At 68.1% G+C, this 17692-nt stretch carries 15 protein-coding genes; 7 read left to right on the plus strand and 8 right to left on the minus strand.

Annotation, left to right across the window (positions count from 1 at the left end):
- The first annotated feature begins 263 nt into the window (after positions 1-263).
- Both OR600_RS07650 and pyk read left to right on the plus strand, forming a co-directional pair.
- A complete protein-coding gene (locus OR600_RS07650; protein ID WP_135978302.1) occupies positions 264-1262 on the plus strand; it encodes a 2-hydroxyacid dehydrogenase in 999 nt (332 codons plus the stop codon).
- 111 nt (positions 1263-1373) lie between these two features.
- Positions 1374-2819: a pyruvate kinase gene (gene pyk, locus OR600_RS07655; RefSeq protein ID WP_135978301.1), complete on the plus strand. Its 1446-nt coding sequence runs from the start codon at positions 1374-1376 to the stop codon at positions 2817-2819.
- A gap of 204 nt (positions 2820-3023) precedes the next feature.
- On the opposite strand, the gene OR600_RS07660 is transcribed toward pyk, so the two are convergent.
- Positions 3024-4223: an iron-containing alcohol dehydrogenase family protein gene (locus tag OR600_RS07660; RefSeq protein WP_135978300.1), complete on the minus strand. Its 1200-nt coding sequence runs from the start codon at positions 4221-4223 to the stop codon at positions 3024-3026.
- Between the two features lie 297 nt (positions 4224-4520).
- Between OR600_RS07660 and OR600_RS07665 the strand changes: the two genes are divergently transcribed.
- Together OR600_RS07665 and OR600_RS07670 are read left to right on the plus strand one after the other, a co-directional pair.
- Positions 4521-5360, plus strand: a complete 840-nt coding sequence (locus OR600_RS07665) for a DegV family protein (RefSeq protein ID WP_135978299.1) — start codon at positions 4521-4523, stop codon at positions 5358-5360.
- Between the two features lie 351 nt (positions 5361-5711).
- Positions 5712-6818 carry a hypothetical protein gene (locus OR600_RS07670; RefSeq protein WP_265590941.1) on the plus strand — a complete coding sequence of 369 codons (1107 nt, stop codon included), beginning with the start codon at positions 5712-5714 and terminating at the stop codon, positions 6816-6818.
- Here the strand turns inward: OR600_RS07670 and OR600_RS07675 are convergent.
- Complete coding sequence (locus OR600_RS07675) at positions 6815-7552, minus strand: GntR family transcriptional regulator (protein ID WP_135978297.1); 738 nt, start codon at positions 7550-7552, stop codon at positions 6815-6817. The two genes, OR600_RS07670 and OR600_RS07675, sit on opposite strands and share 4 nt — an antisense overlap.
- A 91-nt stretch (positions 7553-7643) precedes the next feature.
- Entirely contained in the window at positions 7644-8468 is an 825-nt protein-coding gene (locus OR600_RS07680; protein ID WP_135978296.1) for a hypothetical protein, read from the minus strand.
- A gap of 240 nt (positions 8469-8708) precedes the next feature.
- On the opposite strand from OR600_RS07680, the gene OR600_RS07685 reads away from it, so the two are divergent.
- Positions 8709-9170, plus strand: coding sequence for a NanQ anomerase/TabA/YiaL family protein (locus OR600_RS07685; RefSeq protein WP_135978295.1), 462 nt, complete (start codon positions 8709-8711; stop codon positions 9168-9170).
- Positions 9171-9793: 623 nt separating this feature from the next.
- On the opposite strand, the gene OR600_RS07690 is transcribed toward OR600_RS07685, so the two are convergent.
- Together OR600_RS07690 and OR600_RS07695 are read right to left on the minus strand one after the other, a co-directional pair.
- Positions 9794-10462 carry a hypothetical protein gene (locus OR600_RS07690; protein WP_265590942.1) on the minus strand — a complete coding sequence of 223 codons (669 nt, stop codon included), beginning with the start codon at positions 10460-10462 and terminating at the stop codon, positions 9794-9796.
- Between the two features lie 2 nt (positions 10463-10464).
- Positions 10465-11169, minus strand: a complete 705-nt coding sequence (locus OR600_RS07695) for an ATP-binding cassette domain-containing protein (RefSeq protein ID WP_265590943.1) — start codon at positions 11167-11169, stop codon at positions 10465-10467.
- Positions 11170-11818: 649 nt separating this feature from the next.
- Between OR600_RS07695 and OR600_RS07700 the strand changes: the two genes are divergently transcribed.
- A complete protein-coding gene (locus OR600_RS07700; RefSeq protein ID WP_265590944.1) occupies positions 11819-11977 on the plus strand; it encodes a hypothetical protein in 159 nt (52 codons plus the stop codon).
- Positions 11978-12048: 71 nt separating this feature from the next.
- Here OR600_RS07700 and pheT read toward each other — a convergent pair whose 3' ends face one another.
- The 3 genes from pheT to OR600_RS07715 all read right to left on the minus strand — a co-directional run bounded on the left by pheT (position 12049) and on the right by OR600_RS07715 (position 16716).
- Positions 12049-14511, minus strand: a complete 2463-nt coding sequence (gene pheT, locus OR600_RS07705) for a phenylalanine--tRNA ligase subunit beta (RefSeq protein ID WP_251173732.1) — start codon at positions 14509-14511, stop codon at positions 12049-12051.
- A 49-nt stretch (positions 14512-14560) separates the two neighbouring features.
- A complete protein-coding gene (gene pheS / locus OR600_RS07710; protein WP_265590945.1) occupies positions 14561-15619 on the minus strand; it encodes a phenylalanine--tRNA ligase subunit alpha in 1059 nt (352 codons plus the stop codon).
- A 338-nt stretch (positions 15620-15957) separates the two neighbouring features.
- Positions 15958-16716: a DeoR/GlpR family DNA-binding transcription regulator gene (locus tag OR600_RS07715; protein WP_265590946.1), complete on the minus strand. Its 759-nt coding sequence runs from the start codon at positions 16714-16716 to the stop codon at positions 15958-15960.
- Positions 16717-16890: 174 nt separating this feature from the next.
- Here OR600_RS07715 and OR600_RS07720 point away from each other — a divergent pair, with 174 nt between their 5' ends.
- Complete coding sequence (locus OR600_RS07720; RefSeq protein WP_168354050.1) at positions 16891-17673, plus strand: GntR family transcriptional regulator; 783 nt, start codon at positions 16891-16893, stop codon at positions 17671-17673.
- Positions 17674-17692: the final 19 nt, after the last annotated feature.

Below are 17692 nucleotides of genomic sequence, written 5' to 3' on the forward strand. Positions count from 1 at the left end.
ATGACACGACGGGGACGATTCTACCCAGCATCCCCCCTCCGTCGACCCCCGGTGGCCGACTCCACCGGACCCCCGGCAACGGTCCCGGTCCTTTTGTCAGGCAATCAGAAAAAGTCCAGATAGATGATGCAGAAGCGTGGGCAACTTTTCTCATGTTGTGTGGGATTCCCATAAAAGGGAGGGACCGGAGGCACCTAGAATAGCCTGTTGGAATAATCGAGTTCGACCCTGCGAGGGCAAGGCCTAGGAGAGAGAGGCATCCCATGAAGATCCTGTTCTACGACACGTTCGACTACGACAAGTCGTCCTTCGAGAACGCCCTCAAGGACTACCCCGACATCACCATCGACTTCCTCGAAGCCGACCTCAACCCCATGACCGCCACCCTGGCCAACGGCTACGACGCCGTCTGCGGCTTCGTGAACTCCGACATCAAGGCCATGACCCTCGAGATCCTCGCCGGCTTCGGCATCAAGCTCGTCCTCATGCGCTGCGCCGGCTTCGACGCCGTCAACCTCGACGTCGCCCGCGACCTCGGCATGAGCGTCCTGCGCGTCCCGGGCTACAGCCCCGAGGCCATCGCCGAGTTCGCCCTCGGCCTCGCCCTCGCCGCCGACCGCCACATCGTGCGCGGCTACAACCGCGTCCGCGAGAACGACTACTCCCTCTCCGGCCTCCTCGGCACCACCTTCCACGGCAAGACTGCGGGCATCGTGGGCACCGGCAAGATCGGCGCCGCCATGTGCAAGATCGTGGCCGGCCTTGGCATGAGGGTCCTCGGCTACGACCCGTACCCCAACCCCTCCCTCGAAGGCATCGTGGAGTACGTCGAGCTCGACGAGCTGCTCGCCCAGTCCGACCTCATCTCCCTCCACAGCCCGCTCTTCGAGAGCAACTACCACATGATCGACGACGACGCCATCGCCAAGATGAAGGACGGCGTGGTCTTCGTGAACACCGGCCGCGGCGGCCTCGTGGACACCCAGGCCCTCATCCGCGGCATCCGCTCCCACAAGATCGGCGCCGCCGGCATCGACGTCTACGAGGAGGAGGGGCCCAACGTCTTCAAGAACCGCTCCTCCGCGGTCTTCGAGTCGGTGACCTCCACCCTCTGCGCCTTCCCCAACGTGGTGGTCACCTCCCACCAGGCCTTCTTCACCCGCGGGGCCCTGGACGCCATCGCCCACACCACCCTCGACAACGCCATGGCCTACGTCAACGGCACCGTCGACCAGCTCCCCAAGCCCAACGTCGTCTGCTAACCGAGCAGTCACCCTCCTTCCCGGGTAAGACCCGGGAAGGTGTTTTTTCGTAGGCGCTGCGCAGGAAGAGAAGAAAAGCCGGAGCGCCAGGTCTGAACCGGAAGGAATGACATGCAACAGACCAAAAGGACCAAGATCGTCTGCACCATGGGCCCGTCCACCGAGGACGAGAACGTTCTCCGCGAGCTCATCAAGGCCGGCATGAACGTGGCCCGCTTCAACTTCTCCCACGGTTCCCACGAGTACCACAAGGCCGGCATCGAGCGCGTCCGCCGCATCTCCGACGAGCTCGGCGCCAACGTGGCCATCCTCCTCGACACCAAGGGCCCCGAGATCCGCACCGGCCTGCTCGAGGACGGCAAGAAGGTCATGCTGGCCACCGGCGACCACGTGGTCGTGACCACCGACGACGACGTGGCCGGCAACGCCGAGCGCTTCTCCCTCGACTACAAGGCCCTGCCCTCCGAGGTCAAGAAGGGCTCCGTCATCCTCATCGACGACGGCCTCATCGGCCTCGAGGTGGACCACGTGGAGGGCAACGACATCTACTGCGTGGTCACCAACGGCGGCGAGCTGGGCGAGCACAAGGGCGTCAACGTCCCCAACGTGAACGTGGGCCTGCCCGCCGTCACCGAGCAGGACAAGGCCGACATCGCCTTCGGCTGCGAGATGGGCATCGACGCCATCGCCGCCTCCTTCATCCGCGACGCCGAGGGCGTGCGCGTCATCCGCCAGCTCTGCGCCGACCATGGCTGCCCCCGCGTCTCGGTCTACCCCAAGATCGAGTGCGCCATGGGCGTCACCAACTTCGACGAGATCCTCGAGGTCTCCTCGGGCATCATGGTGGCCCGCGGCGACCTGGGCGTGGAGATTCCCCCCGAGAAGGTGCCTCACATCCAGAAGGCCATCATCCGCAAGTGCAACGAGGCCTACAAGCCGGCCATCACCGCCACGCAGATGCTCGACTCCATGATCCGCAACCCGCGCCCGACCCGCGCCGAGGTCACCGACGTGGCCAACGCCGTGCTCGACGGCACCGACTGCGTCATGCTCTCCGGTGAGACCGCTGCCGGCAAGTACCCGGTGGAGGCCGTGAAGATGATGGCCTCCGTGTGCACCGAGACCGAGCACTTCCTCGAGGAGCGCCACCGCTACTTCGACCGCGGCGGCGTGCGCAACGTCAACGGCGCCATCGGCTTCGCCTCGGTGACCACCGCCGACCGCTGCGGCGCCATCTGCATCATCGCCCCCACCGCCACGGGCCGCACCGCGCGCATCGTCTCCAACTTCCGCCCGAAGCTGCCGGTGTACGCCGTGTCCCCGTCCGAGATCACCATCCGCAAGTGCTCCTTCTACTGGGGCGTGGAGGCCTTCAAGTCCACCACCCAGGGCACGCTGTCGGCCACGATCTACGACGCCCTCAACGTGATGAAGAAGAACGGCCGCGTGGACACCGGCGACCTCGCCGTGGTCACCGCCGGCGACCCGCAGACCTCGCCGAGCCAGGGCGACTACATCACCAGCACCAACATGATGATGGTGGCCCAGGTCTCCTAAGCCTCCTAAGGCAGGCAGACACCCCGCACCGCCGAGGCGCCGCCCCCATCCCGGGGGCGGCGCCTTCTTTGTGCGGCAGGGCGGGGCCGGGAGGGTCTTCCGGCCGCAGGGTGCGCCAACTAGCTACTTGGTGCAGGCGCGGAAAAGGCCGCTGGCGGGCGACCCCGTCGACGGCCCTGCGACGGACCCCTGGACACGCGCCCCCTACGCGCGCCGGGGCACCGCGGTCTCGGGCGTGGGGGCATGGCGCTCCACGCGGATACGGGCGGCCTCCTCGGCCAAGGGGTCGTCGGCCTCGAGGGCACGGCCGTAGAAGTCAGCGTCCAGGACGGCCTGGCCAAACCGCTCGGCCGTGTAGCCGTAGGGTGCGCGGCCCCACTCGTTGGTGGCCTGGGCGCGCCCCACGATACCGGGCACGTCCTCGGCCGTGGCGCCGATGGCCGAAAGGGTCACCGGCAGCCCCAGGCGGCGGTTGAGGGAGGCGTAGCGTGCGAGCTCGTCCATGCGCCCGTCGAAGGCCCAGAGCACCAGCACCCCGAACGCCACCACGGCGCCGTGGGGGTGCTCCTCCACCAACTCGGGCGAGATGCCCGTCCACGCGTTGTAGAAGGCGTGGGCCGCGGAGGAGTTGTAGTAGTAGGCATGGTCGGGGTCCACCATCGAGGTGGTCATGTTGGAGACGATGCCGCAGGTCACGATGATGTCGAGCACCACGGCCTCGAAGGCCTCGGTCACCACCCCGCGCCGCTTAGCAGCCAGGGCCTCCTCGGAGTCCGAGAAGAGCGGCCCCTCACAGGTGGCCGCGATGGCCCTGCCCATGGCCGGGGTGGCCTCGAGCACAAGGTCGCGGCTGGCGAGCTCCACCTCGGGGCCCTTGCTCAGGGCGTCGCCCACGCCGGCCCAGAACAGCTCGTCGGGGCTCTGGGCGAGCACCGTGAGGTCGATGAAGCAGTGGGCGGGAGGGGCCGAGGGGAAGAAGTAGTCGTCGGCCGAGCCGTCCTCTTTGTAGAAGACGCCGATGGCCGTGACGGGGGCGCAGTTGGACGCCACCGTGGGGAACGTGAAGAGCGGCCTGGCCACGAGCTCGGCGACCTCCTTGCAGCAGTCCACGGCGCGGCCGCCGCCCATGGCGAACACCATGTCGCAGCCGGCCACGGCCTCCATGGCGGCAAGGCGCCGCGCGTTGGCGTGGGACGACTCGCCGCCGTACCACTCGGTGGCCACGACCTCGACGCCGGTGCCGGCGAGGGCCTCGCGCAGGCGCCCCTCCCCCGCCGCGAGGGCCTTCCTGCCACCGATGAGCACCGCACGGGTGCCGTAGGGCGACACGACCGACGCCACCGACTCGTAGGCGTCGGTCCCCACGGTGTAGCAGGGCAGGAACTCCGACCTCGCTCGATCCATGACGGCTCTCCCTTCGTCCGGGCCCGCGGGCCCCGTCAAGTAGGGGCCATTGTAGGGGCGCCCGGCCGAGGTGGCGCTCAGCCGTCACCACCTGTTGACAGACCTGTCAGTTGCGGCCGAGGCACCTGAAGGCGAACCCTCATCGCCAGCGCCGGGCAGGTCCGCCGGGGGCTGGCGATTCCATGTACGACCTTACCGGCAGCTGAACGCCCCTGCCCGTCGCCTACAATACGACCGTTCACTCTGTGAACCGTATGGTCGCCGCCGCGGCCTGCGAACCGGACAGAAAGGCTCCCCGTGGCCATCCGCATCATCACCGACTCCGCCTCGGACATCGCCCCCTCCCACCCACGCGTCACCGTCGTCCCCATGACGGTGACCTTTGGGGAGACCGAGTACCGTGACGGCGTCGACCTCGACGCCAACGGTTTCTACGAGCTCCTCGTGGAGGGCGACCAGGTCCCCACCACCAGCCAGATCTCCCCCGGCGCCTTCACGCAGGCCTTCGAGGAGGCCACGGCCGACGGCAACAACGTCGTGTGCATCACCATATCGTCGCGCCTCTCGGGCACCTACCAGAGCGCCTGCCTTGCCGCGGAGGGCTTCGACAGCCGTGTGTTCGTGGTCGACTCCCGGAACGTCACCGTGGGAGAGTCGGTGCTCGTGCACCGCGCGCTGCAGCTCGTGGACGAGGGTCTCTCGGCCGGGGAGGTCGCCGAGCGCCTGAACGCCGAGAAGGGCGACGTCCGCCTCGTGGCCCTACTCGACACCCTGGAGTACCTCAGGCGCGGGGGCCGCGTCTCGGCGGCGTCGGCGGCCGTCGGCGGCATGCTCTCCATCAAGCCCGTGGTGGCAGTGCGCGACGGCGCCGTGGAGGTCATCGGCAAGGCCCGCGGCTCCAAGAACGGCCACAACCTGCTGGTGAAGGAGATCCAGCGCGGCAACGGCATCGACGTCTCGCGCCCGCTGGCCCTGGGCTACACCGGTCTGGACGACACGCTCCTGCGCAAGTACATCGAGGACGCCGGCTGGCTGTGGGAGGACCTTGTGGAGGAGCTCCCGGTGCACCAGGTGGGCCCCACCATCGGCACCCACGCAGGTCCCGGGGCGATCGCGGTGGCGTTCTTCAGCGACTGAACCCTCTGCCCCGGACCGCGCCTTCGCCGCGTCGATGTGGGACAGAAGTGCCCGACCATTGGGACAAAAGTGTCCGGGTGGTGGGACAGGGGGCGGCGGGGTTTGGGTTTGTCCAAGCGCTCTGTCCAAAACGTGACGGCGCCGGCATATCTAGCATATTGGTGTCCCTTATGGGAATGAGCGAGACAAGCACCAAGGCGGACGACCTGCACACGCTCCCCCGGCACTGCAGGACCCCATCGTCGCCTTGGAGGAGCCCGGGCTTCAGCGCTCTCTCTCATCTCTCTCTGCTTTCTCTCCGCTGAGGCCCGGGCTCCATCTGGCTTCTCCCGCCCACGTAGAGGGACGATCATGAGACGCAGGTCCCCACGTGCGACGGACACCACCTGGATCTACAACCTGGAGTCCACCGCCTCGCTGCTCCTCGCCCTGGGCAGCGTCGTCCCCGCACTCGTCGCCCGCCATGTCCTGTCTGCGGGCCCCGCGCTCGACTTCTGGACCCGCTGCCTCCTGCCGGTGCAGCTGCCGGTCTTCTACCTCGGGTATGGCTACCTCTACCAGCGCCAGTGGCTGGTGGACAGCGGCCGCTCGTGGCTCGTCTCCATGGGGCGCGAGCTCGTCTACATGCTCGTCCCCCTCGCGGCGGTCACCGTCCCCACCCTCCTCGTAGACGGCTGGACCGGCGCCGGCCCGGGCCTCTCGCCCGCCGCCCTCGGCCGCGCCCTGCTCGTGGAGCCGGTGATCCCCGTGGGCTTCTTCCTCGTGGCGCTGGCCCTCTACGCCGTCGTCCCGACCCTGCGCTCCCGGAGGCAGGCGGCCCTGACGGTCTCCGTGGCGGCCGCCCTCAAGGTCGCCCTGGTCGTCGCGCAGTCCATGCCTGGCGGGCAGGAGGCGGTGGCGCACCTCCCCTACGTGGTGCTCAACGGCTGCGCCAACGGCATCTGGTTCTGCGGGGGCATGGCCCTCGCTGCGGCCGAGGGGGACGGCCGCCCCCTGACGGCCCTCGGGAGCCCCCGCGCGCTCTGGGGCGCCTGGGCGGTGGCCGCGGTCGCCCTGCTGTGGGCCTCCCGGGCCGGGATCGTGGCCGCACCCGCGATGGAGGCCCTGCTCACGGTCGGCGGACTCTGGGCGGCCACGGCGCTCTACGGGCGCATCTTCTCGGCGGGCCGCGGGCAGTGGGGGTTCTTCTCGGCCGTCGACGGCTACACCAAGGGCATCTGGCTCATGCACCCGATGTTCCTCGCGGTGTGGTTCCACCTGGCAGGCCCGGCGTCGCTGCCGGCGCCCCTCCTCGTCGCCGGAACGCTGGCCGTGGCCTACGGGCTGCCGGTGGCCGTCAACGTGGCCATGGACCGCCTGTGGAAACTCGGGTTCCTCGTGAACCCCAGCCGCTACCTCAGGCTCCCGGCCCGGGACGACGCCCCGCGCACGACGGCCGGCGGCCCCGGGGCCGCCTAGGCGCGCTCGGTGCTGGCGCTGATGACGCAGCGGTTGGCGGGCAGCCAGACGCAGCCCCACTCGAAGGCGCGCCCGTCGTCGAGGAACACGGTCTGCTCCAGCTGCAGGGCGGGCGACTTCTCGTCGCACTCGAGCCACTCTGCGCGGCGCTTGCCGCAGACGCAGGCGGAGTAGACCTGGTTGGAACGGCCCACCTCGTGGCCGCTCGTGCGCACCGCCGCCTCGAAGAGACCCTCGTGCTCAAAGTCGGCGTCCTCGATGCCGGGGCAGGCCTCCAGCGACACGTGGCTCTCAATGAACATGACCGGCTCCCCAAAGACCGAGCGCACGCGGGCCACGTACAGGTAGGGGTCGCCGCGGTCGAGACCCAGGGCCCAGGCGCAGGCCTTGTTGGCGGGCTCCACGCGCTTCTCCACGAGGCGCGTCTCGTAGGGGATGCCCTGGGAGGCCATGGACTCGGCGAAGGAAAGCAGGTAGTTGGACGTGGGACGGGCCATGATGGGCTGGACCACATAGGTGCCGCGGCCGCGCTGCTGGACGAGGAGCCCCTCGTCCACCAGGGCGCGGATACCCTTCTGCACGGTGCCGCGGGAGAGGTGCAGCATGGCCATGAGCTCGTGCTCCGAGGGGATGCGGTCGTCGACGCCCCACTCGTGGCTGTAGATCTTCTCGCGCACGTAGTCGGCCACCTGGATGTACAGGAGGCTGGAGTCGTCCCTCTCGAAATCGGCCATGAAATCATCTCCCAAAAGCGTTCGCCCGGGCACGCACGGGGTCTGTCACAGTTTAGCGGACCGGAGCGTCCGGACCGCGCGTCAGACTCCGTCAGCGGGCATGGGCCCCCGCACCCTCCACTGGGTCGTTGACGGCGGCGCCGGCCTGGGGGTCCCCGGCAAAACGTATGGCGGGCTCCGGCCCCACCCAGAGGTCGGGGCGGTGCAGCGGCAGCTCCGGCGCCGGGGCCGACGGGTCGAAGCCGGCCTCGCGGAGGGCGGCCGTGTAGGCGGCGAGGCCTGCGCGGGTCTCCGCCACGACGGAGTCAAAGACCTCCTGGATGAGGTCGCGGGGCAGCAGCTCGTACGTGGTGCGCTCGGGTGGCCGGCGTGCGGCCTCCACGATGGCGCGGTCGGCCGCGGCGGCGCGCGCCACGTCCGCGGCCTCGACGGCGTACTGGGGGAAGCGCGCGGCGGCCGCGACGAGCGCGGGCGTCACCTCCACCGTGGACGAGATGCCGAGGGAATGGCCGAAGAGGTCGAAGTCCCCCTGCTTGGCGATGCGAGTCCGCTCGCCGCTGGGGATGGAGCGGGCCTCGTTGAAGGTGCGGACGCAGGCGTTGTAGCGGTTGTCGGCGAGCAGGTGCGCCCAGGCGCCGAGCACCACGTCGTCCACGCCGCCCTGGGGGATCGCGGGGGCGACCCAGTCGTCCCAGAACCGGCCCACCTCGGGCACGGGGATGTGCGTGGGCTGGCCGTAGTGGGTGTCGATGTAGCGGAGGGTGTGGGAGACGTCCGGCGCCATGTAGCCCACGTAGATGTCGGGCACGAGGTTGCCGAAGAGGAACAGGTTGGCGTCGCGGATGCCGAGGGTCGCGGCGTCCCCGGGCGCCAGGACGTGCTCGACGAGGCCGGTGTGGATGTTCCAAGAGGGCATGGGCTGGCTCCCGGGGATCGAGACTGCAGGTAGAGGCGTGTAGTCACAGGATAGTGCAAAGACGGTCGCCCCCGATCACGGACAGGGGGGGCGCCGCGGGCCACCGTGGGCGGCGCCGTGGGCTAGGGGCGTCATGCAGGGTCGCCGCCCGGCCGGACGGCGTGCCGGGCGACGCTTAGAGAGGGACACGGAGGGGCATAGAGAGAGACGCCCGTTTCCGTCCCCACCTAAGGAGCACCCGTGATCTCTGCATCCATCGACGCCAAGGCCTTCGGCCCCGTGACCTCCGAGCGCATCGAGCGCGCCATGGACTGGTGCCGCACCGTGGACCCCGCCACCCTCGAGCTCGGCCGCAACGACATCGACGGCGACGACGTCTTCGCCAACGTCATGCGCTTCGACACCGCCCCCGCCGGCACCAAGGACTACGAGGCGCACCGCGACCACATCGACATCCACTACGTCTTCTCGGGCGTGGAGCTCATGGGGATCGCCCGCATGAAGGACTGCACCCCCAAGGGCGCCTTCGACGAGGAGAACGACTTCGTCCTCGTGGAGCAGCCCGAGCTGGAGAGCTGGGTCGTCACCCAGGCCGGCGAGTTCTGCCTGACCGCCCCGGCCGACGCCCACAAGCCCGGCTGCAGCCTCGACGCCCCGGCCCCGCTCTTCAAGGCCTGCGTGAAGGTCCGCATCGCCGACTAGGGATTGCGCCAGGCAGACAAGGTACCAGGTTGGTTTGTCACCCCCCTGCCCTCCCCTGCGCCTGAAAGCCGTTGTGGGCACCCTCAGCGACTTTCAGGCGCAGAGGGGGGGGCGAAGAGGCAGAGTCTCTCGACAGCGAAACGCACTTCGTGGGCAGCCTAGGCCCCGATTTTGGTCAAGAGCGGCCCGGCGAATCGCTCCGCTGGCAGCAGCCAGGAGTTCGTCGAGTGTGCACTCGCGAAGAACCCAATCCCGCACAAAATGGGGCATGCCCTTCGTGTGAATAATTAACCGCAAGAACGAGCACCTGCGCTTGTCCGAAACCAGCCCAAATGCAACCCGCTCCCGACTCTCCTCAAAGAGCATGGAGACCGAAGTCTCACCGCCACAGCCGAAGTTGTTAATTAAACAACCAAGCTTCTTCTCAATTTCTTTCTGTTGCAAAAGGAAAAGAGTCTCGGTCACTTCGAGAGGATCGCAGCGACTCGCTCCAGATGATCTGCCAGAAGCCCTGAACGAGCCGGTTGAAAAAGACTCCCATACGCCAGCCCTCACATCACAGGACGTGGCAAGGCGCCCGTTGAACAGGGTGGTTCGGCACAGGCACGCCTCGCGCTCACCCCTCACGAGACCTCCCCCGTCGGGCGAAAGCGGCTGCGGGCCAGCACCCGGAAGGCCCCGAAGAAGGCCGCCGACGCCGCCCACAGGCCGGCGGACACCCCGAGGACCCCAAAGCGGGGCAGGAAGGCGAGCACCGCCACCGCGAGGACGACCAGCACCGTGGCGATGTAGGCGATCTGCATGTCGTCGGAGTCGCCGAAGACGAGCCCCCAGGGCGGGGCCGAGGACACGGCGAGAGCCACAATCCCTGATATGAGAAAAATAACGTTTATAATGTTATTCTGCATCAGCGCGGAGGCCGCGGAGACGTCGACCGCACAGTAGACGGCGACCAGCGAGATGCCAAATACAAGCCCCGTCATGGCCGGCAGTGCGGCCGCGCCCATGAGATAGCTCAACAGGGGGCGCCTCTCCAGGCAGACGCGCTGCAGGACGCCCGACCTTATGTCGTCCCTCACGATCAGAGAGTAGAACTGCATGGAGATGGTCAGGACAGTACCACTATAAAGAAAGAGCTCTAGCGACTGGGACCCCACCAAAGGGGCCAGCGTCCAATAGGGTTTTACGAGCAGAAGCCCAAAAAACCAGACGTATGCGAACCCTATCCAAGCAGTCTCTTTGAAAGATCTCTTTATAAACATAAGACTTTTATAAAAGAGCGCACCGACCACAGTCAGCTCCCCTCCCCCACGTGACGCACCGTCGCAAAGTACCTGCTCTCAAGCTCATCGCGCGAGCATTCCGCAAGCGGGAAGCCGTCAACCAAAGATCCCTCGTCAAGCACGACGGCCCTTCCCCCAACCTTGTGGGCGAGGTCGAAGTCGTGGGTGGCTACCACCACCGCAGACCCGACATCTGCCATTTCAGCCGCGGCTTGAGCCACCACCACCCGGGTCTCGGGGTCGACGGCGGCGGTGGGCTCGTCGAGGAGCAGCACCTCGGGCGACTCTGACAGCGCAAGCACTAAGGCGGCCCGCACAAACAGGCCGGAGGAAAGCTCGCGACAGGGCGTGTCCATGTAGCTTGCAATCCCCATTCGCCGCGCCCATCGCTCTCCCTGAGCCACAACGTCTGAGTTGCCTAGGTATTTTTCTCTGAACCGCAGGTTCTCGCGGGATGATAGACGCTCTTCCACGCCCCATGGCCCCGTCACCAGCGCCATGCCGTCCATCCTGGTCATATGCACGGCGATGGCGCCCTGAGACGGCTTGAGCACCCCATAGATCAATTTGAGCAGCGTGGTCTTTCCCGCGCCGTTGTGGCCCAAAAGGCAGCAGACGCCCCCGTCGATGTTCAGACAGAACCCATCAAACACCTGTTTTTTGCGCAGCAGCGTCCTATAGGAGAACGAGACGTCGGACACGTCGATAGATGGCACGGTCTCACCCCTCAGCGTCTAGACTCTTGAAGCAGGTGCCCCACCAGAGGCAACGACCGCTTTTCTCTCCATGGGCAGTTGCCCATCCCACGGCCCTGCAACCTTTGCACTCGTCCACACGGTCGCAGCCTCCGCACCGCTCCGGAGATGGGTCAGCGATGGCCCTCATCTTGCGTGCCCCGTTCTGCCTGACCGTTTCAATGGTTTGACGCGACAAATTGCCAATTGTTTCCGGCAAAAGCGGGCATGGTCGCACAGAGAAGTCAGGCTCCACGTACCAGAGGCGCTCCCCTGTCCCACATCCGTAGGCCAACGCCTCGGCATTGGGCACCGCCTCTTCGTCGGCCAATACAACCGAGAAGTCCTCAGTTTCAAACTTTTCCTGCAGGCTTCGTAGAAGCCTACGCACAGATGACGGGCGCCACGGATGCTCGCCCTCCAGCCCCACCGCTCTTCCTTCTGACAGCACGGAAGCCAACCGAAACGAAGAGACACCCCATGAGCGAGCCAGTGCACAGGTTGCCTCGGCCTCGCCGCTCGACTGGTCAATCAGCGCCATGGCACAGGCCACGCGCGCGCCCCTGCGCACAGCTTCTCTCACAAAGTGCTCAACACTCGCAAAAGCCCACGGAACCCCCCGGATAGCATTATGGCGCTTCTCAAGACCATCAAGGCTCACCTGCACACCAAGGCCCTGGATGGCGAGCATGTCGAGCACCCTGTAAGTACTATCCGTGTTCACGGCGCCCGAGGTGGTGACCTCTACCTGCACTCCGCCATGGCAAAAACTGCGCCTGAAAGCGGCTGAGGGTGCCCTCAGCCGCTTTCAGGCGCAGAAAAACCCGGAAGCGTTTGCCTATAAGCGTTTGCCACGCCGCTCTAGCTGCGCACCTCGGCGCCCAGGGACTTGGAGATCTTGTTCACGAGCTTCTCCATGGCCTTCTCCACGTCGGCGGCCGTCAGCGTGCGGTCGGGGGCGCGGAACGTGAGTGCGAACGCCATGGACTTCTTGCCCGGCCCCACACGTACGGGGTCGCGGTACACGTCGAACAGGCGGATATCGGCTAGGAGCCTGCCGCCGGCGCTCTGGATGCGCTGGACACAGGTCTCGTAGTCCATGTCCTCGTCCACCACGATGGCCAGGTCCTGCTCCACGCCGGGCAGCGTGGGGATGTCGCGGTAGGGCAGCTGGTCCTGGGCGTGGTCGAGGAGAGCGTCCTGGTCGAGCTCGAAGGCCACGACGTCGCGCTCGATGCCGAACCGCGCCAGCGAGCTCGGGTGCACGTTGCCCAGCCAGCCGATGCGCTGCCTGCCGCAGAGTACCTCGGCGGCGCGGCCGGGCTGCAGCCAGGGGTAGCGCTCGGGTTTGGCGGCCTTGAAGCGCAGGCGCTCCACCTTCAGCTGGCGGCAGAGCTCCTCCACGAGGCCCTTGGCGTCGAAGAAGTCCAGCGGCAGGGGCTTGCTGTCCCAGGTGTCGGGGCCCCAGGCGCCGCAGAGCACGGCGGAGACATAGCGGGGCTCGGCGGGCTGGGCGGCGTCGGGGCTGCCAAAGAAGACGCGGCCCTGCTCGTAGAGCATCACGTCGTCCACGCCGTGGTCCAGGTTGTAGGCCACGGAGCGCAGCAGCCCCGGCACGATGCTGCGGCGCATCTCGCCCTGGTCGGCCGTCAGCGGGTTGAGGATGCGCACGGCCTGGCCGCGGCCGTCCTCGACCATACCAAGGCGCTCGAGGTCGCCCGACTCGGCGAAGTTGTAGGTGAGGGTCTCGCAGAGGCCGCCGGCCCTGAGCGCCTCGCCCACGGCCTTGTCCAGGCGCTGGCGACGGGTGAGGCCGCCCGAGTGGTTGACGGCGCCGGGGATGGTGGGCTCGACCTCGCCCATGCCCCAGAGGCGGAGCACCTCCTCCACGAAATCGATCTCGCGCTCGAGGTCCGGGCGGGAGGTGGGGGGCACGACGTCCAGGTAGGCGCCCAGGCGCGACGGCACCACCACGCAGCCCAGGCGGGCGAGGCTCTCCACCATGAAGTCGGTGGGGATGTCCGCGCCGCAGAGCTCGCGCACGCGGGCCGGACGCAGGGCGACGGTGTCGGCCTTCACGGGGTCCGGGTACACGTCCACGGCGCCGCGGGCCACCTCGGCGCCGCAGCAGGCCTCGAAGAGCGCGCACGCGATGGCGGCGGCCTCGTCGCAGCCGGCGGCGTCGACCTTGCGCTCGTAGCGGATGGAGGCCTCGCTCATGAGGCCGAGGTCGCGGCTCGTGCGGCTGGTGTGGCCGGGCGAGAAGCACGCGCTCTCGAGGAGGACGTCGCAGGTGGACTCCTCCACCTCGGAGTTCTCCCCTCCCATGACGCCGGCGAGCGCGATGGCCTCCCCGTTGCCGTCGGAGATCACGGTCATGTCGGGCGTGAGCTCGCGGTCCTGGCCGTCGAGGGTCACGATGTGCTCGCCGTCGCGGGCCGGGCGCACCACCACGGCGTGCCTGCCGTCCACCACGGGGACCTTGGCCAGGTCGAAGGCGTGGAGCGGCTGGCCGGTGAGGTACATGACGTAGTTGGTGACGTCCACCACGTTGTTGATGGGGCGGCTGCCGGCGGCCGTCACGCGACGGGCCAGCCACTCGGGCGACGGGCCCACCTTGACGCCGCGAAGCACACGGGCGCAGTAGCGGCTGCAGCGACCCGGGTCCTCGATGGCCACCGACACGGAGTCCTTGGTGGCGGGGCCGGCCTCGTGGCGAACGGCGGGCAGCTCGATGTGGGTGTCCTCGCCCAGGGTGGCGCCCACCTCCACGGCGAAGCCCGTCATGGACAGGCAGTCGGGGCGGTTGGGCGTGATCTCGCAGTCGAGTACCACGTCGGAGACGCCCAGGTACTCGCCGGCGGGCACGCCCACGGGGGCGTCGTCGGGCAGCACCATGATGCCCTCGTGGTCGCCGGAGAGGCCGAGCTCGCGGGCCGAGCAGTTCATGCCCCACGACTCCACGCCGCGGAGCTTGCTCTTCTTGATCTTGACGTCGCCGGGCAGGACGGCGCCCACCATGGCCACCACCACATGCTCGCCGGCCGCCACGTTGGGCGCGCCGCACACGATCTGCAACGGCGCGGGGTCGCCGTTCCCGTCGACGTTGCGCATGCCCACGTCCACCATGGTCACGTGCATGTGGTCGGAGTCGGGGTGCGGCTCGCAGGACAGGATGCGGCCGGTGACCACGTGGTCGAGGTCCGCGCCCACCGGCTCCACCGCCTCGACCTCGGTGCCGGTGCGGACAAGCTCGGCGACCAGGTCCGACACATCGTCGGGCAGGTCGACCATGGTCTTCAGCCACTCGTAGGAAACTCGCATGGATACTGCCTTTCTCGCAGCTCGCTCATTGCATAAGGGGTCCAGGGGCTCAGAACTGCCGGAGGAAGCGCATGTCGCCGGTCATGAGCATGCGCAGGTCGGGGAGGTCGTAGCGCAGGGCCGCGATGCGCTCGGCGCCCATGCCGAAGGCGAAGCCGCTGTAGCGCTCCGGGTCGATGCCCGCGTAGCCGAAGACGTTGGGGTCGACCATGCCGCAACCCAGGATCTCGATCCAGCCTGTGTGGTTGCAGAACCGGCAGCCCTTGCCGCCGCAGACGCCGCAGGAGACGTCGAGCTCGCAGCTGGGCTCGGTGAACGGGAAGAAGTGCGGGCGGTAGCGGGTGGCGCGGTCGGGGCCGAAGAGCTCGCGGGTCATGTGGTCGAGCGTGCCCTTGAGGTCGCCGAAGGTGATGCCCTCGTCCACCACCAGGCCCTCGATCTGGGTGAACTGCGGCAGGTGGTTGGCGTCGGCCGTGTCCGGGCGGAACACGCGGCCCGGGCTGATCATGTAGATGGGCGGCTCCTCGGCCTCCATGGTGCGCATCTGCACCGGGGAGGTCTGGGTGCGGAGCAGCACGTCGGACACCGGCGAACCCGCGGACGGGTTCGTGGGGTCCTCCACGTAGAAGGTGTCGCGCGGCGAGCGGCTGGGATGGTCGGCCGGGGCGTTGAGCGACGTGAAGTTGTAGTACTCGATCTCCACGTAGGGTCCCGAGGCCACGGTGTAGCCGAGGGCGATGAAGATGTCCTCGACCTCGTCGACGATCTGGCTGATGAGGTGCTCGGTGCCCACGTGGGGACGGCGCCCCGGCAGGGTCACGTCCACGGCGTCGGCCTCGATGCGGGCGGCGAGCTCGTCGGCCGCCAGCTGCTCGCGGCGCTCGGCGAGGGCGCCCTCGACCTCCTGGCGCACCTCGTTGGCTCGCTTGCCCACGAGGGGCCGCTCCTCGGGGGGCACGGTGCCCATGGAGCGGAGCACCGCCGTGAGGCTGCCCTTCTTGCCCGTCACGGCGACGCGCACGGCGTCCAGCGCCTCGAGGTCGACCGCCTGGGCGACCTTCTCCCGGGCCTCGGCCGCAATGCGGTCGAGCTCGTCGATCATCGACATGTCTCTCCCTCCCGGCCGGTCCCCCGGCCCAAACAAAAACCGCCCCTGGCTGACTGGGCCAAGGACGGACGGAATCCGCGGTACCACCTTGATTGACGCTTGAGTTTTCTCTCCCGAGCGACCACTCGTTTGGGCCCGTGCCGTGGGCCTGACGGCTCCCCTACCGGGCGCGTCGGCGCCGTTCAGGTCGCGGCTGGTGGAGTGAACGTGGGGCCTCGTCGCGCGTGGGAACCTCTCAACCTGGGGCTCCTTCTCTGTCCGCACGACACGCGGGGCCGCACCCTCTCCGTCATCGCCTTCGCAGCAGGATAGCACAGGAGGGAGGTGGCCGGCGCCTGTCAGTCGGAGCGGGGCACCCGCACGAGCTCCACGCCGGCGGCCTCGATGGCGGCCGCCACGGCGTCGTCCACGCCGTCGTCGGTGACCACGCAGTCCACCTTGTCGCCCAGGTGCATGGGCACCACGCCGCGGCGGGAGAACTTGTCGGACTCCGTGAGCACCACGACGCGCTCGGCCTGGGCCGCCATGTCCACGACGGCCTGAGCGCGCATCTGGTCGCTGTTGGTGAAGCCCTGGCCGGGCACGTAGCCGTCCACGCCTATGAACAGGCGCTCCACGCAGTAGTTCTGGGCGCACTGGGCCACCATGGGCCCCACGTTCACCTGGGAGTCGTTCTGGTAGGCGCCGCCGAGCAGCACGGTCTTGGCCGCGGGCTCCCGACGCACGTAGCTGGCGATGAAGGCGGAGTTGGTGACGACGGAGACACCGCGGGCCGCCTGGGCGAGCCCCAGGGCGAGCAGGGCGCAGCACGAGCCCGACTCCACCATGACCGTCTCACCGTCCACCACGAGATCGGCCGCGGCCCGGGCGATGGCGCCCTTGGTCTGGTAGTGGTAGGCCAGGCGGCCGTTGATGTCGTTGGGGCTGCCGAGCAGGGCGTAGCCGTGCTCTCGCTTGATGACGTCGCGGGCCTCGAGCTCGTCGAGGTCCTTGCGCATGGTGACCGACGACACGCCGAGCTCCCGGGCGAGCTCGGCCACCTCCACGCGCTTGCGCTCCGTGAGCACCTCGAGGATGCGGGCGTCGCGCTTTCCCATGGGCTCCTCCTTGGGTTGTGAACGTCGGTTTTGAACGCTCTTCTGAAAACGTTTCTATGTTATCAGGGTTTCGAACGAAGCCCAACTGGAAGCCAGGGCGAGGCGGCCCCTGGCATTCATTGAAATAATACTGACACGGGATGCCGTTTCAGATAAAATTGTGTCATGGATACCTTGGATCGCATCGCCGCCCACATCGACAAGACCGGTGGCCCCTCCCTCGACATGCAGCTGGCCACGGCCGTTTCAAAGGTCATACGTGACGGCATCCTGGGGCCGGGTGATGCCCTGCCCGACGAGCGCGAGCTGTGCGACGCCCTCTCCCTGCCGCGCTCCATCGTCCGCCAGGCCCTCGAGACCCTGCGCACCTCCGGGGAGATCTACCGCATGTCGGGGGTGGGCACCTTCGTGTCCCCCCAATACATGCGTCGCCAGCTGGGCAGCGTCTACAACTTCACCGACGCCGTGAGGGCCGAGGGCATGAAGCCGCGCTCCGAGGTCCTGTCCTTCGAGCGCACCTACCCGGCGGGCTTCTCGTCCCGGACCCTCGACCTCCCCACGGACCACCCGTCGATCTTCCGCATCGAGCGGCTGCGCCGTGCCGACGGCCTGGCCGTCTCCCTCGAGATCGAGCACATCCCCTGCTGGCGCTTCGAGGGCCTGGAGAAGGCCGACCTCACCGGGTCGCTCTACCGGGTCCTCGAGGAGGGCTGGGGCGTCGAGGTGGGGGACGCCGACGAGTACTACCAGGCGGTGCTGCTCACCAAGAAGGTGGCCGCCAAGCTCGGGCGCCAGCACCGCAGCGCGGCCTTCCGCATCGTGCGGGTCGTGCGCGACACCGAGGGGGAGGTCTTCGACATCACCGAGGCCTTCGTGCCCGCCGACAGCACGCGCCTGGGCGTGCACCTCGTGGGCAAGGGGTCCCCGGACGACTACCGCCTCCCCAACAGGCCCTAGGCGACAGGCCCCAGGCGCG

This window comes from Granulimonas faecalis (assembly GCF_022834715.1).
GTDB classification, from domain to species: domain Bacteria; phylum Actinomycetota; class Coriobacteriia; order Coriobacteriales; family Atopobiaceae; genus Granulimonas; species Granulimonas faecalis.

Bases quoted from the DNA above. Each gene is read 5' to 3' on its own strand.
- OR600_RS07650 (WP_135978302.1), top strand. From the start codon at position 264: ATGAAGATCCTGTTCTACGACACGTTCGACTACGACAAGTCGTCCTTC.
- pyk (WP_135978301.1), top strand. From the start codon at position 1,374: ATGCAACAGACCAAAAGGACCAAGATCGTCTGCACCATGGGCCCGTCC.
- OR600_RS07660 (WP_135978300.1), bottom strand. From the start codon at position 4,223: ATGGATCGAGCGAGGTCGGAGTTCCTGCCCTGCTACACCGTGGGGACC.
- OR600_RS07670 (WP_265590941.1), top strand. From the start codon at position 5,712: ATGAGACGCAGGTCCCCACGTGCGACGGACACCACCTGGATCTACAAC.
- OR600_RS07675 (WP_135978297.1), bottom strand. From the start codon at position 7,552: ATGGCCGATTTCGAGAGGGACGACTCCAGCCTCCTGTACATCCAGGTG.
- OR600_RS07680 (WP_135978296.1), bottom strand. From the start codon at position 8,468: ATGCCCTCTTGGAACATCCACACCGGCCTCGTCGAGCACGTCCTGGCG.
- OR600_RS07700 (WP_265590944.1), top strand. From the start codon at position 11,819: ATGGCGCTTCTCAAGACCATCAAGGCTCACCTGCACACCAAGGCCCTG.
- pheT (WP_251173732.1), bottom strand. From the start codon at position 14,511: ATGCGAGTTTCCTACGAGTGGCTGAAGACCATGGTCGACCTGCCCGAC.
- pheS (WP_265590945.1), bottom strand. From the start codon at position 15,619: ATGTCGATGATCGACGAGCTCGACCGCATTGCGGCCGAGGCCCGGGAG.
- OR600_RS07715 (WP_265590946.1), bottom strand. From the start codon at position 16,716: ATGGGAAAGCGCGACGCCCGCATCCTCGAGGTGCTCACGGAGCGCAAG.